Here is a 15,668-nt window from a genome sequence, read left to right as displayed (position 1 = left end):
AATCAGGTCTTTCCCTTCTTATCTTTCTTTTTCTCAAGCCGTGAACTTACAACATGCCACACCGCCATGAACGGATGATAAAGCAGCATTCTCGGTCCGGAGAATTTCATAACCTTCTTAATCCGTTCTCTCATCTCCGGCTTATAGCAGTGTACTGTACAGTTAGAGCAAAATGTCTTTTTCTCCATAAAAGGACACATTCTGCTTCTCTGTGCCGCATATTCATACAAAGCACTGCATTCATCACACAATTTTCCACCTATGCCGTCCGTATTATGACTCATGTCATGGCTTGCGCCATTCTTCATTCCGTAATCAGTGTTATGGTTCTTCCTGCAATACAGCGCAATCATCTGCCCAACTACCTTCTGCTCCCTGAGTCTCTTTTTCTCAGTCTTATAATTCATATCAGTCCCCGACAAATGTTGATTCCCCGCTTTCTCTTATAGTCTTCACTCTGAAAACAAAATATAATATATGACATACCCACACGACAAACAGAATAACTCTCGCAGCCGGAACGCTTTCCATCATAATAAATCCTATTCCCATTACTATTGAAGACGTTGTAAGAAGGCTCACCTTCGTTTTCACAGTCATTGCCCTGTTTTTCACATATGAATCCAGATACTTCCTGTATAACCGTGTTCCTGTAAACCAATCATGTAATCTGTCTGAGCTTTTTGCAAAACAATATGCCGTTGCCATATAAAATGGAACTGTCGGCAGTACCGGAAGCACTACTCCAAGTGTACCAAGCCCAAAACATACAAATCCCAGTGCTATCCATGTAATCTTAATAATAGTCATCAAAAACTCCATTCTTCAGGCCGCCTGCCTGAAATAATATGTATGCACACACAAGCACATAAAAAGCCCTGATTAGTTGCACTAAATTCAAATTAGTTCAGCCTAATCAGAGCTAAATAATACCATATCTTCTTAAATTATTGCAAGTACCAATTATTGCATATATTGCTACATATAATTATCACATAAGTGGTGCAAAGATTCTTAAGACTCTTCCGATAAGCATTCCAATCTTAGAGTACTCGTTGCATGTCTTTACAGTTATCTGCTGGCACTTAGCAAGCGTGTCCTGAAAATCTTTTTCTATATCACTGATAACCGGTGTATTGTACATATATACTGCACATTCATAATGCAGATACATACTTCTGTAGTCAAGATTAAATGAGCCGACAACTCCTCGTATATCGTCACTCACAAACTGCTTGGCATGCACAAACCCCGGCGTATATTCGTATATCTTAACGCCATATTCTATAAGTTCTTTATAATATGTTCTTGCAAGCAGATAAGCATACTTCTTATCCGGGATATGCGGCATGATAATTATTGTCTCCACATCTCTCTCTGCAGAATATCTAAGAGCTGCCACCATCTCATCATCAAGTATAAGATATGGTGTCATTATATGAACATATCTGTGTGCCCGGTTAAGTATGTCGATATATACATTCTTTCCAATGTCTTCTCTATTATATGGTCCGTCACCAAATGGAATTACAATGCCCTGATTGCCCTTTATCTCAGGATTGTCAATAAGATACTTTGAGTAATGTCTTTCCATGTGCTGCTCACTGACATTCCACAATTGCAGAAACATAAGCGTCATACTCTTTACAGCGTCGCCTTTAATCATAACGCCCGTGTCTTTCCAATGTCCGAACCTCTCTATGTGATTAATGTATTCATCCGCCAGATTAACCCCACCGGTAAATGCCGTCCTGCCATCTATCACAACTATCTTACGGTGATCCCTGTTATTGTGATACGTCGAGAGTACCGGAACTATAGGTGCAAACATCCTGCACTTAATTCCGTACTCTTCAAGCTGCTTCGGATATGAATATGGCAGGAGAACAAAACTGCACATTCCATCATACATAAGGCGGACTTCAACGCCTTCACTGACTTTTCGCTTGAGAATATCAAGTATCGAATCCCACATATATCCTTTGGCAATTATGAAATATTCCAAAAATATAAACTTCTCTGCCTTCTCTAATTCTCTTACAAGGCTCACATACATGTCATCTCCAAGCGGATAGTATTCTATCCCGCTCTCCGTATATGCTGAATAGTTTCCGGAATTATACAGATAGTTAGCAATACCTACTTCCCCAAGATCATTATTAACCTCAACAGAATCAGCACCTATGCTTTTTCTCTGATATTGCTTTATGTCAGCATCAATCAAATTAAGCTTTCCTTTTATCATCTTAATGGAATATTGATTGCGGCAGTAAAGATAGAATAACGCGCCAAATACCGGAAATGCCAATACAGGAATTATCCATGCAATTTTAAATCCGGCATTCTCGTCATTATTGATTATACATACCAGGGTGACGAACGATATTGCAGTTATAACTCCCTGATAGTATATTATCTTATTTGCAAGAAATGCATATGCACAAAACAGCATTGCCACCTGCATAAGAATCAGAAGTACGACAATTGTTGTTCTTCCGAACACAATCCTGAATAGGCCTCTTTTCTTTTTGTTATTTGCGTTGTTCTTCATTATTAATCCTTTCATTGAGATCATTGAGATAAACCCATCTGTCCATCATGTCTGAGAGCTTTTGTTCATATTCCGTTTTTTGTGACATAAGCTCGCTAAGCTTTGAATATTGTGTAGCTGATTTTTCTATCTGCATATCTATATCCGCTATCTTCTGTTCAAGATTAGCTATATCATCATCTATAGTCTCGAATTCTTTCTGCTCCGCAAATGTGAACTTAAGCTTTTTCTCATGCTCCCTGTTCCTTACCGATGCCGGCTTTCCGTCCTGTGCAGCTGCCTGTCTGGCAACAGCCGCACCTGCTGACTGGTGTGATTTTTCATAGTAATCGCTGAATCCGCCTTCATACTGTTTAATTACTCCACCGTCCTCAAAAGCGAATATACGGTCCACAACCCTGTCAAGGAAATATCTGTCATGTGATACTGTTATTACTATTCCTGCAAACTTATCAAGGTAGTCTTCAAGTATCTCAAGTGTCTCAATATCAAGGTCATTAGTAGGCTCATCCAGAATAAGCACATTCGGTGACTCCATAAGTACGGACAGGAGATACAATCTTCTCTTCTCTCCGCCTGACAGCTTGGTTATCGGTGTCCATTGCATCTTCATGTTGAAAAGAAACTTCTCACACATCTGTGATGCCGTAATCCTTCCATCAGCAGTGATTACATATTCTCCAATTGCCTTAACATAATCAAGCACTGTAAGTGACTCATCTTCAAACTTATTCTCCTGCATGAAAAATCCGATTTTGACAGTTGGTCCGATTTCAACATAGCCGCTGTCCGGCTCCATAATTCCGGTAATAATCTTCATAAGCGTCGACTTACCACAGCCATTATTGCCTATGAAACCTATCCTGTCATCACGCAGGAATATATATGTGAAGTTATCTATTATCTTCTTTGCACCAAACGACTTGGATATGCTGTTAAGTTCTATCGTCTTCCTGCCAAGCCTTGTATATACCGAACCAAGTTCAAGTGACTGCTTATCAAACGACTGCCGTGCCTGCCTTGAAGCTTCTTTCATATCCTCATATCTGTCAATTCTTGCCTGCTGCTTGGTTGAACGTGCCTGACATCCACGCTGGATCCAGGCAAGCTCTTTACGTAGCATATTCTGTCTTTTCTGTTCTGTTGCATTGGCCATCTCTTCGCGCTCACTCTTAAGCTTAAGAAAGCCCGAATAATTCTCTGCATATGAATACAGACTGCCTCCGTCAACCTCTATTATCCTGTTCGTTACATTATCAAGGAAATATCTGTCATGCGTAACCATCAGGAGCTGTCCACGGAATCTGCGTATATAATCCTCCAGCCATATTACCATATCATTATCGAGGTGGTTCGTCGGCTCATCCAGTATAAGAAGACCTGATGGTCTTATAAGTGCTCTTGCCAATGCTATTCTTTTTTTCTGTCCGCCGGACATCTTACTGATATCAGCTTCATAATCATCTATTCCTAACTTTGTAAGAATAGTCTTAGCTTCCCCGGCTATTGAATCGTAATTTTCAAGCTCGTGCTCCGATCCTCCGGAATTATAGCTTGTCGCAATATCCAACGCACCACCGACAACATAATCTATTATCCTTTCATCCTTAGAAAACACAGGTGTCTGAGGCAGATATGAGATTGTTACGTCATTGCCCTTTACAATCTTACCTGAATCTGCCTCCTCCAGACCTGCTACTATCTTGAGGAGCGTCGACTTACCGCAGCCATTAACTCCCACAACGCCAATCTTATCGCCTTCATTTATACCAAGAGTGACATTGTCAAGCAACGTCCTTTCACCATAAACCTTCGTTATCTTCTCAAGATTCAATATACTCATTAATCCACTGCCTTCCTGCTCATCTATGTAATATTGTTATTATACTATTTTTTAGCAGTGACAACAAGTTCTACTCTACATCCGTAATCTGAAAAGATGCTGAACCCCATCTCGAACTGCCGGATCGTATCCATACAGATGTTGTTATCGTTGACATTCCGCTGCAGTCAAATACTCCTTCATAAGTTCTTCCTCCGTATATGCGGTTATCATCTTCATCATATTCGTCAAACACGCACTGACTTTGATTATTAATTGTGAGGCTTGCTTTACCGAACGATTCATCATTATCATTCTCTCCGTAGCTGGAGCTGAATCTGTAATATATTCTACTGAATCCGTCAACATTATACGTTATATCATTACTGTCTTCCTGATAAGGAGTACTGCATATATTATCTATCGTGTACTTAAGGAAACTTTGTTTTTTTTCAGCCGTCAGTCCTGCCTTAACTCCGGCATCATATGCAGCTGACGAATCTATAAGTCCTCCTTTGTAATAGCCTTCCGGGATTCTCATAACCTCTCCGGCAGACGGTTTCCAGTTAAGCATTCCTCTGTCAGGCATAGTTCCCGTCTGATTAATTTCTCCCAGCGATGTGAACGTAACTCCTGCAAGTACCTGTGAAGGAGAAGCATTCCCCTTTTTAGCGCTGTCAACGCCAGCCTTATAGTTGTCTCCTGATGTATTAATTACAGAATCTGCATCCGCAAGCCCCTTGTCATAATTAATTTTGGCAAGTTTACTGATATTACCCGCCATAACGCCAAACGATGCATTAATCTCTGTCTTTACGCCAGTTCCGGCTGCCGGTGCAGTTATTGCATCCGCTATGACTCTCTTACCGTCACTGGCATACTGAAAAACCTCATTAAGTGCTCCAACAACAGTTTTCTGTGATGTTACAAGCTTTGTTGTATCTCCTATGTTATCCTGCATACTCTTCATCAGTTCTGCAAGCTTCTTATCAGATTCTGAAGATGACTTATCAAGTTCCGCTATTATTCCGTCTATTCTCTTGTTAAGCTCCTTATTCTGCCTGTCAAGCTGTACCTGTGCTTCTGACGATATATTATCAAGTTTCTTATCCATACTGTTCATGCTATCTGACACATTATCAATATTCTTCTGCAGGTCTTCCTTCGCTTTCTCAACATCCTTTGTCATATTATCCCGTAATTCCTCATGCTTTTTCTGTGCCTCTTCCACTGCTGCCTCAAATCTCGCCGTAACACTCTTATCGAGTTCGTTATACATATCATTAATTCTGCCGATATTATTCCCCTGACTCTTAACCTCCTCAGCCAGCTTAGCAATAGCCGAATTATTTTCCTGATTGGCTTTTTCTATTACCTCATTTATTGAAACACCAAATCTGTCAAATTCCGCTCTTGAAAGCTTATCATTTTCAAGCGCTTCACACACGTTTCTCAGGTTCTCCACAGCCTGTGCATTCTGCAGAAGCATTGTTCCGTGACTGTCAGATACTGCCGAAAGTTCTTCTATAAGCTGCATTGTACTGTCTTTCAACGCAGCTATGTTCTCTTCATTATCCTGCCTTATCACATCCAGCCGTATGTCTGATGCATCCTGACGCTGTGATAATGCATCAAGCCCATCCCTGGCTGATGATATGTCATCACTGAGCCTGCCTCCAAGTGATGACATCTCTCCACCAATTTTCCCTTCCAGTGATGCCATGTCATTATCGACACGTCTTCCCATATAATCAATATCCGAGCCAAGCTCATCCAGCTTTGAATTGCAGAAATCTATCATGCTTCCGATGCTTCTTGTAATCTGCTCCTGCCATCCGTTAAGCAATACGTTAAGCTCCTCATGCCCAAGTATTTGTTTCTGTGACGGCGGCATCTGTATCTGGTCTTTCAGTTCATCTGTTATTCTTCTCACATCCTCATCACTCAGTTGTATCCGATAGCTGCCGTTACCGGTTATATTGCTTATTACCTCCCTGATTATGTCACTGCTGCCTGATATATATTCTTTCGATACTATAAGGCGCCCCTCCTGACCTGACATCGCACTCTCAAGTGCCTCCCGAACAAGTGCTGATACATTGGCATCGGATAACCTGTCACCGTCATACAGCCGCTCCCTGTTATTCTCAATATACTCCATCATAATGCCTGCAATCCGCTCCACATCTGCCGAATCGAGCATTATCCTCCACTTTGCAGGGACGCTGCTGTCCCTTATAACTGCATACAGCCCATCAGGAACAGTCTGCCCCTGATTCTCAAGCTCTGCCGCCAACGCATCATACAGCAGCTTAATCTGCCTGTCCCCAAATACATCTGACAGAACCGCCATATCTTCAACCTTCACACCATTCTCGAGCACCGCTATGCATCTCTGCCGCAGCATATCCTTAATATCCTCAAATTCTGTCCTTACATGCAGACTGCCCTGCTCATGTACCTCCCCTGTCCGGACACTGTCCGTGCCGTCATATCCCTGCGCCCCCAATGCATTGCCCGGTCGCATAATCTGCACCATCATTGCAACAACCATCACTGTTACCGCAGCTGCCCACACAACAGCAAACTTTTTAGAAATTTTTTTCATAAAAATACCCCCTCTGTTATAATTGGTGAGTGCAATTATATCAGAGAGGGCTGCACATTTTCAATTAACAAACTAACTCAAAATTTGTGCTTATAATAACTCAAAATTTGTTAAAGCATTCCAAAATTTCTGTATACAGACATGAATTATCATCCTGGCATACAATTATTGTATATCATCTGCCTGCGAATTCATAAGCTGGGCAAGAATAGTTCCTGTCTCTTCATCCTGAGTAATATCATATACAATGGCAAAGCAGTCTCTCGCCCTGTCATAATCCTTACTTTCCAGCATCAGATTGCCCACGCGGTATATTATTCCAATTGTATCCGCATCAGGTCCAAGCTTCACATCATTCTCTTCAAGAATCTGCTGCAGTTCTTTTATCTCATACTTAGGAGCAGGTGCATTAAGTGCTGATTCTATGAACTGAAGTGCACTGTCTGCTGCTTCACTGCTAAAATAAATATTGCTGTACACATACAGTGCCCTAGCTGTTTCAGGCTTGTATTTATCAAGATAATACCGCCCCATATTACGGTAATACCTAGCCATTGTCGCTCTTGTGCAGCAATATCTGTAAGCATTCTCTGTCGCCTGCCTATACTCTTCATCATGATCGCCCATAAGGATATACACTTCAGCAAGCTGAAGATGCGATTCAAGGTCAACAGGATTCCATTCCAGCGCAGTATTGCAGGCATCCAGTGCCTTCCCATATTCTCCTGTTGCACATAGCAGCTGTGCATACGTTCTGTAATACTCGTTATACATCACATCGGTACATTTTATATTCCTGTCCGTCTTAAAATAGTATGAATACTCATAAAGCTCCATTATATGATTAAGACTGAGATATATATTCTTATCATCATTTACATATCTTCCTTCAACTGAAGCAATAAGTTCTTCAATCATTGTTCTGGCCTTAGCAGTATCATTGCATTTTATCATGTCCAATACAGCCTGATATGTAGTCTCAAAATTATCGTGAAGGTCTTTCAGTCTGTCACCTACCTGCTCTTTCTGGTCATCGGGCAGTATCTCATACATCATTGATGCTATTTCTCTTAAAATATCTGCAGACTCCTCATCCTCCTTATACTTTTCACTGCAGTCATACAGATACTGCATATCTTTTTCGTAATCTCCCGTAATCTGTCCTCTTATATGTGAGACTATATACTGTGTGTATTCTGTCATATCTAAACTTCTCCTGCTTCTTCTCTTATTTTTTTCTGAAGATTCTTCATCTCCTTCTCATATCCCATATCTGTAGGGTTATAGAATTTCGTCCCCTTAAGTTCGTCCGGAAGGTACTGCTGGTCAACATAATGATTAGGATAATCATGTGCATACCTGTAACCTTCACCATGCCCAAGCTTCGCAGCCCCCTTATAATGCGCATCCCTGAGATGCGTTGGAATAGCTGCTGTTTTTTCATTCCTAACCCTGTCAAGTGCAGCATCAACAGCCATATACGCAGCGTTACTCTTAGGCGCACACGCAATATAAGTAACTGCCTGTGCAAGAACTATTCTCGCTTCCGGCATTCCAAGTCTCTCAACAGCCTGTGATGCAGCCACAGCAACTTCTAATGCACGCGGATCCGCATTTCCAACATCCTCACTTGCACATATCATTATTCTTCTGGCAATAAATGCAACATCCTCGCCTGCATAAAGCATCCTTGCAAGATAATACACTGCCGCATCCGGATCCGAGCCTCTCATGCTCTTAATAAATGCTGATATCGTATCATAATGGTTGTCACCCGTCTTGTCATACTTAAGCACACGTTTCTGAATACAATCTGATGCTACATCAATCGTAATATGTATGTGACCATCCTCTGACGGTGATGTTGTAAGTACGGCAAGCTCCACTGCGTTAAGTGCATTTCGTGCATCACCATTGGCACAGTCGGCAAGAAATTCCGACGCATCATCATCTATCAGTGCTCCATACGCACCCATACCTTTTTTGTCATCTGATATTGCCCTTTTTATGAGCTTGAGAATATCATCTTTTTCAAGAGGCCTCAATTCAAATACTGCCGATCTGGATATAAGAGCCTGATTGACCTCAAAATACGGATTCTCTGTTGTTGCACCTATAAGAATGATTGTACCGTCCTCGACAAACGGAAGCAGATAATCCTGCTGTCCCTTGTTAAAGCGGTGAATCTCATCCACAAAAAGTATTGTCTTTCTTCCATACATTCCAATGTTATCTTTTGCTTTTGCAACAACATCTTCCATATCCTTCTTGCCTGCAACTGTAGCGTTAATCTGGCAGAAATCAGCACTTGTAGTATTGGCAATAACTTTTGCCAGCGTTGTCTTACCAGTTCCGGGAGGACCATAGAATATAATTGAACTTATCTTGTCGGCCTTGATTGCTCTGTAGAGCAGCCTATCCTTTCCGATTATGTGCTGCTGTCCCACAACCTCCTCCAGGGTCTCGGGACGCATGCGCGATGCAAGCGGTGATTCCTTTTCCATCGTATTTTCACGCATATATTGAAACAGATCCATTAGTTCCTCCATTCATCAGTCATTCGCTCTTTAATGACTTTTTCTATGTGAAAGTGCATCATAAAGCATATCCATCTCATCCATGCAGATGCAGTGTTCAAACAGGTTATTCTTAACATTATTATAACATTCGTCAAAATCAATCCACATAACCGATTGTACTTCCTCCGGCTGCAGCCTGAATTCAACTGCTTCCGGACCACGTTCAAGAAGATAGACATTGCTTATCTCATGATTAAGAAATGGCTGTCCGTAGAATTCAGCCCTGTTAAACGCATCATGAACCCCGATGAACTCAAGCTCTTCTTCCGAAGCGTCAATTCCAAGTTCTTCCTTAAGTTCCCTTATCGCTGATTCAATGTATCCCTGACCGAATGGTATATGTCCGGCTGACGATATATCATAGCAGTCAGGGAATGAATCCTTGTTATGGCTGCGCTTCTGCAGCAGAATATCGTACCCTGTTTTACCAACATTATCAGCTCTTATAATCCATACATGAGATGTTGCATGTGCGTCACCGTCACGGTGGACAAGCCGCCTTGCTTTAGCCCTGCCTGTAGGTCTCCCATTATTATCAAGTATCTCGAGCATCTCTTCGGATGATATATTTTCCTGCATATTAATCCCCATTCCATTCCGTTATCTAACGATTAGATTTTATACCCGGTACATTAATTTAGCAACATTTTCATCATTGTACTTCTTATACAATCTCCCAATCCCGCTTTTTCTACTGTATCTGCCGCTACAATATCAATAGTTCCAAGTATATTGCCATCCAGCTCGTATACCATCTGTCCGACCACGTCCCCCTCATACACCGGTGCTTCAAGCCCGTCTGCATATTCCTCCGTACACTTAATTCTGCCTGTATCAGTATCTTCCGTAAATACATAGACAAATTCATTATTCTTACGGCATTTTACCGAATCAGATTTTCCTCCGTGTACAACCATCTTTTCCTGACTTAACCATGCATTGTCTCTGTAAATGTCTACAACACCATATCCATAATTAAGCAGGCTTATCGCATCCTTAAAACGTGTCTTACTGTTAGGAGCTGCCATTACGACAGCGATGAGCTCTATCCCATCCTTTTCAGCAGTAGCTGAAAGACAGCATTTTGCAAGACCGGTTGAGCCGGTCTTAAGACCTGTTGCCCATTCATACTGCTTAATCAGCTTATTAGTATTGGACAGCCCGAACTCTGACTCTCCGCGTCTTGTGTTGTGCGTTATGGTATCCATCCATATTCCGGAATACTCATGTATCTGCGGATACCTTGTAATCAGTTCTCTTGACATTATGGCTACATCCCTCGCAGTCATCATATGTCCGTCAGTATCAAGCCCGCAGCAGTTAACAAAATGCGTACCGCTCATGCCAAGTCCCTGTGCACGTTCATTCATCTTATCAACAAATGTCTGCTCGCTCCCCCATATATGCTCTGCCATTGCTACCGATGCATCATTGGCACTCGCTACAGATATGCATTTTATCATGGTGTTGACGGTCTGTTTTTCTCCCGCCTCCAAAAATACCTGGCTTCCACCCATTGAGGCAGCATGCTCAGATACTGTTACATTCTCTTCAAGCGTTATCTTATTCTCGCTTAAAGCATCAAATATAAGAATAAGCGTCATTATCTTAGTTATGCTTGCAGGATGAAGTGTTTCATCCGCATTTTTTTCGTATACCGTCTTGCCGGTCGATGCCTCCATCAGTATCACGGATGGTGACTCAACATCCGGCTCTGCTGCATTCACCCGATACATACACATGCTCTGCACCGGCACTGCCGCAAGCACTGCCACTATTACAGTCAGCAATATTCCCGCAATTCTTCTTTGTAACATAAAAGACTCCCTATACATACTAATACATTGTAGTATCGGAAGTCTTACATTATTACAAATGTTTCAGCGGGTTCTTATTCTTCCCGTCCATATATCAGCTATACCACCTGTCTCCATCTGTACATTGCCGCCTGTGGATATTCTTGATAATGTACCGTCATGCAGACAGTATATCCTGTTCTTATACTCCATGCAGTAGATTACTGCGCCCTGTTTTACATCGTCTTTCAGCTTAATCTGCTTAGAAGATCCATCACAATAACAAAGCGATGACTGTGATATATACCAGAAGCCGTCATTGCCGTACGCAGTATACTGAATTCCCGACTTTGTAATCCCTGAAGTAACAGTTACGCCTGAAACGCTTATATCGGCTGCTTTACCTGCATTCTTAATTAATACAAGTTCATCTGACTTATTAACATAATACAAGCAATCAGCATCTGAAGAATAATATACAGACGATGAAGCAAGTTCCGATACAGTCTCTGTCTTGCGGATATTGTCATCCGGCTGGTCTGACACTGTTTCGTCTGTTATACCTGTTATTCTTGACAGCCTGCCTCCTCCTGCCGTGTAAGCACAGCCTGATTTGGCTATATATACAAGGCTGTCCGTCTGTGAAGCCGATGTAAACAGATATATTCCATCAGGATTCTTTTTATCAGACAGGTCAAGATAAATATATTCTCCGTCCTGAGTAACATATACAAATGCAGATTCCGTCTGAATCATCCCATTAACATTGGCATACATATACGTCTTCTGCCGTGTATATATTTTTTTTACATTTCTGGCAATTCTTACAGCTGTGCCGTCTTTATACTTTGTACGATAGAGTGTTCCATCCGAATCAGTCCATATTACATTGTCCGCAGCAACGGCATATTCATCCATATCGGACGAAAGCGTGAGGTTCTTTTGTTCATCGATATAATAACATCCAAGTATCTCAGCTCCTACTGCGCCTTCATTAAGATAATGCGTATCGGTATATACAAGCATGCCGTCATCTGTCACCATCGCAATGGTCTTTTTGTCAGTGCTGCTCTTGACTGATACATATCCGCCGTTCTTCTTCCAGCATATTAGCGTATATGTACCGGTGCTGATTGCATTGCCGTTAACAGCCGTACTGTTGCTCTCTCCAATATACCCTGCATCATCGTTACCATCAACTGCTGCGCTTTCATTATTGCCGCCGTTATTCTCAGTGTACATCACAGCTGCATAATATCTGCCATTGGAAGAAACCATTGTCCCGGTTATAGCCTGCCTGTCGATATCCCCGACAATATTATATGAATATGCACATGATCTGTCATAATTAAAAATGACATCATCAGTGCTGCATATAATGTTATTTTTATCCATTCCCTTATAGATGCTGCTGCCATCACTTACATAAAATATATTTTTACCGGAAGCCGTCACAGCATTTATAAGTACAATAATCACAATGGCAGCAGCTATTACCGCTCCTGCCATTGCTAATATTCTGCGATTCCTGGAAGCAAATCCGGCAGCTCTGCCTGCATTGGAAGATACAAGCTGACTGTAATCCGTGTCCGCAATCTTCTTTGCTACACGCCTCACATCATCCCTGTTCTTCTGCTTCTTCTGCTCTTCGCTGTTTTTCTGTTTCTCGCGTTCTTCCCACTCCCTGCGCCTGCGCTCATAATCCGAGGCATTAACAAGGATTGCCGGGGAATTACACTTAGGGCACGTCGTACCCTCAAACTCATTACCACATTTTGGACAAATCATCTGACCACCCTGTTAGAATTAGAATGTAAACTTATCTTCAAAATATGCCTTAAGATCCTCTATCTTGATTCTCTCCTGCTGCATTGTATCTCTGTCACGTACTGTAACAGCTCCGTCTGTCTCAGAATCAAAATCATATGTTATACAGAATGGTGTACCAATCTCATCCTGCCTTCTGTATCTCTTACCGATATTGCCACGATCATCAAACTCACAGTTATACTTCTTGGAAAGCTCTGCATAAATCTTCTCAGCGCCTTCATTGAGCTTCTTTGAAAGAGGAAGGATACCAATCTTAACAGGTGCAAGTGCCGGATGGAAATGCAGAACCGTTCTTACATCTCCCTCGCCAATCTCCTCCTCATCATATGCTGAGCAGAGGAATGCAAGTGTTACACGGTCTGCGCCAAGTGACGGCTCAATAACATAAGGAATGTACTTTTCCTTAGACTCATCATCAAAGTAAGACATATCCTCACCGGATACGTTCTGGTGCTGTGTAAGGTCATAATCTGTGCGGTCTGCAATACCCCAGAGCTCGCCCCATCCGAATGGGAAGAGGAATTCGATATCCGTTGTACCCTTGCTGTAGAAGCAGAGTTCTTCAGGTGAATGATCTCTTGCTCTCATCTCGTCATCCTTCATTCCGAGAGACTTAAGCCAATTGATACAATATGATCTCCAGTAATTGAACCACTCAAGGTCTGTTCCAGGCTTACAGAAGAATTCAAGCTCCATCTGCTCAAACTCGCGTGTACGGAATGTAAAATTACCAGGTGTAATCTCGTTACGGAATGACTTACCAATCTGTCCTATACCAAATGGTACCTTCTTTCTTGATGTTCTCTGTACATTCTTGAAGTTAACAAATATACCCTGTGCTGTCTCAGGACGAAGATATACAGTATTCTTTGCATCCTCCGTAACTCCCTGAAATGTCTTGAACATAAGGTTGAACTGACGGATATCTGTAAAGTTATGCTTACCGCATGAAGGACATGCAATCTGCTTCTCCTCGATAAAGTTCTTCATCTGCTCCTGTGTCCATCCGTCAACAGAGCCCTCAAGCTCATAATTATTGTCTGCGCACCAATCCTCAATAAGCTTATCAGCTCTGAATCTCTCATGGCACTCCTTACAATCCATAAGTGGATCTGAGAATCCGCCAAGATGACCTGATGCAACCCATGTCTGTGGGTTCATAAGAATCGCACAGTCAACACCTACATTGTATGGGCTTTCCATAACGAACTTCTGCCACCATGCCTTCTTAACATTATTCTTAAGCTCTACTCCGAGATTACCGTAATCCCATGTATTGGCAAGTCCGCCATATATCTCAGAACCCGGATATACAAATCCTCTTGCCTTAGCCAGAGCTACAATCTTCTCCATTGTCTTTTCCATGATTAAATCCTCACTTTTATATTTATTGACATTTTACATATTGAAATATTTTAAACTATTTTAGGCATTATGACAAGTGTGTTGTGCCTAAAATATAAATATTTCATATACCGGCCAACTTGACTTTTTTCATTGCTCCATGCACAATAAATATAAATACTAAACATAAGCTGAATGCAGGAGGAGGCTTTTATGAGCAGCATGACGTCAATGCCCGGTGTTTTCACCGCAACACACAAGGACGGCTCCACATATTACCGTGTATCAATAACATACAAAAACAAGCATATCAGTCTCGGAAGTTATGACGACATCAAGCTTGCTGCAAGAGCCTACCGTGATGCTGACCTTCTCCTCCATGATGATGACGGAACACCGCTGAGCGATATGGCAGCCGGCCATCTTCTGCCTGACCTTCATTATCCGGCAGATACTCCTCTTTCTTTTGAAAAATGGGTCATCCTCATCAATTACCGGGATAATGGAATGTATTTTAAGACACCGATATATATTTTCAAGAAATTTTTCCTGTACTTTCTCACATCTGAGCGTGTGCTGCGTTTTGATGTTGATGATCTGTTTTATTATTCAACTCACAAAATAATGTCCCGCGATGGTTACCTCTTTGTAAATGATTACGGTTCACAGACAAGTATTCTTTCCCACTATGGTATCAGAAGCCATGCCGTATGTGGCCGTGACTATATATTTGTAAATGGAGACCATAATGACTTCAGATACGGCAATATACACATAATCAATCATTACCACGGAGTGCAGGAGATACAGCGTAACGGAAGGACATTATATAAAGCTGTTATACATATCCGGGGTAACTTTGTTGCCGGGATATATTCAAGTGAGCATGAAGCAGCCATAGCTTACAACAAGGCCGTTGAGCTGCTTGCCTCAAAAGGAATCATCCGTAATTATCCTTCCAACTATATTGAAGACATAACACCTATTGAATACGCGCGGATATACAATTCCGTACGACTGTCAAAAAAGCTGCGCAGCCTGTGATGTAACCGGAACTCCGGCTGCCAGTCATATGCCGTGCAGCTTTATTAATATGTAATATCTGTTGCGCTGTTACTGTTGTACTTCTTATCGATAT

General features: G+C 41.8%; 12 protein-coding genes. 1 reads left to right on the top strand and 11 read right to left on the bottom strand.

Annotation, left to right across the window (positions count from 1 at the left end):
• Nucleotides 1-2: 2 nt before the first annotated feature.
• The 11 genes from NQ488_05175 to NQ488_05125 form a co-directional block, all read right to left on the bottom strand.
• Nucleotides 3-407, bottom strand: a complete 405-nt coding sequence (locus tag NQ488_05175) for a nitrous oxide-stimulated promoter family protein (protein ID UWN96690.1) — start codon at nucleotides 405-407, stop codon at nucleotides 3-5.
• A 1-nt stretch (nucleotide 408) separates the two neighbouring features.
• Nucleotides 409-813, bottom strand: a complete 405-nt coding sequence (locus NQ488_05170) for a YbaN family protein (protein UWN97110.1) — start codon at nucleotides 811-813, stop codon at nucleotides 409-411.
• A 178-nt stretch (nucleotides 814-991) separates the two neighbouring features.
• Nucleotides 992-2,551, bottom strand: a complete 1,560-nt coding sequence (gene cls, locus NQ488_05165; protein ID UWN96689.1) for a cardiolipin synthase — start codon at nucleotides 2,549-2,551, stop codon at nucleotides 992-994.
• The gene (locus NQ488_05160) at nucleotides 2,532-4,394 is read right to left on the bottom strand and encodes an ABC-F family ATP-binding cassette domain-containing protein (GenBank protein ID UWN96688.1); all 1,863 of its coding nucleotides are present in this window, start codon (nucleotides 4,392-4,394) and stop codon (nucleotides 2,532-2,534) included. Before NQ488_05160 ends, cls begins: the two co-directional genes overlap by 20 nt.
• A 70-nt stretch (nucleotides 4,395-4,464) precedes the next feature.
• Nucleotides 4,465-6,981, bottom strand: a complete 2,517-nt coding sequence (locus tag NQ488_05155; protein UWN96687.1) for a hypothetical protein — start codon at nucleotides 6,979-6,981, stop codon at nucleotides 4,465-4,467.
• Between the two features lie 165 nt (nucleotides 6,982-7,146).
• Nucleotides 7,147-8,184, bottom strand: a complete 1,038-nt coding sequence (locus NQ488_05150; protein ID UWN96686.1) for a hypothetical protein — start codon at nucleotides 8,182-8,184, stop codon at nucleotides 7,147-7,149.
• Nucleotides 8,185-8,186: 2 nt separating this feature from the next.
• On the bottom strand, nucleotides 8,187-9,518 hold the full coding sequence (locus NQ488_05145; GenBank protein ID UWN96685.1) for a replication-associated recombination protein A: 1,332 nt from the start codon (nucleotides 9,516-9,518) through the stop codon (nucleotides 8,187-8,189).
• 30 nt (nucleotides 9,519-9,548) lie between these two features.
• Nucleotides 9,549-10,139 (bottom strand): NUDIX domain-containing protein, encoded by a 591-nt coding sequence (locus tag NQ488_05140; protein UWN96684.1) that lies wholly within the window; start codon nucleotides 10,137-10,139, stop codon nucleotides 9,549-9,551.
• Between the two features lie 53 nt (nucleotides 10,140-10,192).
• Nucleotides 10,193-11,377 carry a D-alanyl-D-alanine carboxypeptidase gene (locus NQ488_05135; protein UWN96683.1) on the bottom strand — a complete coding sequence of 395 codons (1,185 nt, stop codon included), beginning with the start codon at nucleotides 11,375-11,377 and terminating at the stop codon, nucleotides 10,193-10,195.
• Between the two features lie 63 nt (nucleotides 11,378-11,440).
• Entirely contained in the window at nucleotides 11,441-13,144 is a 1,704-nt protein-coding gene (locus NQ488_05130) for a hypothetical protein (protein UWN96682.1), read from the bottom strand.
• Nucleotides 13,145-13,162: 18 nt separating this feature from the next.
• Complete coding sequence (locus NQ488_05125; protein UWN96681.1) at nucleotides 13,163-14,551, bottom strand: glycine--tRNA ligase; 1,389 nt, start codon at nucleotides 14,549-14,551, stop codon at nucleotides 13,163-13,165.
• Nucleotides 14,552-14,752: 201 nt separating this feature from the next.
• Here NQ488_05125 and NQ488_05120 point away from each other — a divergent pair, with 201 nt between their 5' ends.
• On the top strand, nucleotides 14,753-15,574 hold the full coding sequence (locus NQ488_05120) for a hypothetical protein (protein UWN97109.1): 822 nt from the start codon (nucleotides 14,753-14,755) through the stop codon (nucleotides 15,572-15,574).
• The last annotated feature ends 94 nt before the right edge of the window (nucleotides 15,575-15,668 follow it).

The organism is [Bacteroides] pectinophilus (assembly GCA_025146925.1).
GTDB lineage: Bacteria > Bacillota > Clostridia > Lachnospirales > Lachnospiraceae > Bacteroides_F > Bacteroides_F pectinophilus.
The sequence above is the reverse complement of the archived record's forward strand: the minus strand, read 5'-3'. Positions and strand labels throughout refer to the sequence as shown.

What these genes read in the sequence shown, in the direction of transcription:
- NQ488_05125 (UWN96681.1), bottom strand. Translation starts at nt 14,551, where the DNA reads ATGGAAAAGACAATGGAGAAGATTGTAGCTCTGGCTAAGGCAAGAGGA.
- NQ488_05150 (UWN96686.1), bottom strand. Translation starts at nt 8,184, where the DNA reads ATGACAGAATACACACAGTATATAGTCTCACATATAAGAGGACAGATT.
- NQ488_05175 (UWN96690.1), bottom strand. Translation starts at nt 407, where the DNA reads ATGAATTATAAGACTGAGAAAAAGAGACTCAGGGAGCAGAAGGTAGTT.
- NQ488_05135 (UWN96683.1), bottom strand. Translation starts at nt 11,377, where the DNA reads ATGTTACAAAGAAGAATTGCGGGAATATTGCTGACTGTAATAGTGGCA.
- NQ488_05130 (UWN96682.1), bottom strand. Translation starts at nt 13,144, where the DNA reads ATGATTTGTCCAAAATGTGGTAATGAGTTTGAGGGTACGACGTGCCCT.
- cls (UWN96689.1), bottom strand. Translation starts at nt 2,551, where the DNA reads ATGAAGAACAACGCAAATAACAAAAAGAAAAGAGGCCTATTCAGGATT.
- NQ488_05140 (UWN96684.1), bottom strand. Translation starts at nt 10,139, where the DNA reads ATGCAGGAAAATATATCATCCGAAGAGATGCTCGAGATACTTGATAAT.
- NQ488_05160 (UWN96688.1), bottom strand. Translation starts at nt 4,394, where the DNA reads ATGAGTATATTGAATCTTGAGAAGATAACGAAGGTTTATGGTGAAAGG.
- NQ488_05145 (UWN96685.1), bottom strand. Translation starts at nt 9,518, where the DNA reads ATGGATCTGTTTCAATATATGCGTGAAAATACGATGGAAAAGGAATCA.
- NQ488_05120 (UWN97109.1), top strand. Translation starts at nt 14,753, where the DNA reads ATGACGTCAATGCCCGGTGTTTTCACCGCAACACACAAGGACGGCTCC.
- NQ488_05155 (UWN96687.1), bottom strand. Translation starts at nt 6,981, where the DNA reads ATGAAAAAAATTTCTAAAAAGTTTGCTGTTGTGTGGGCAGCTGCGGTA.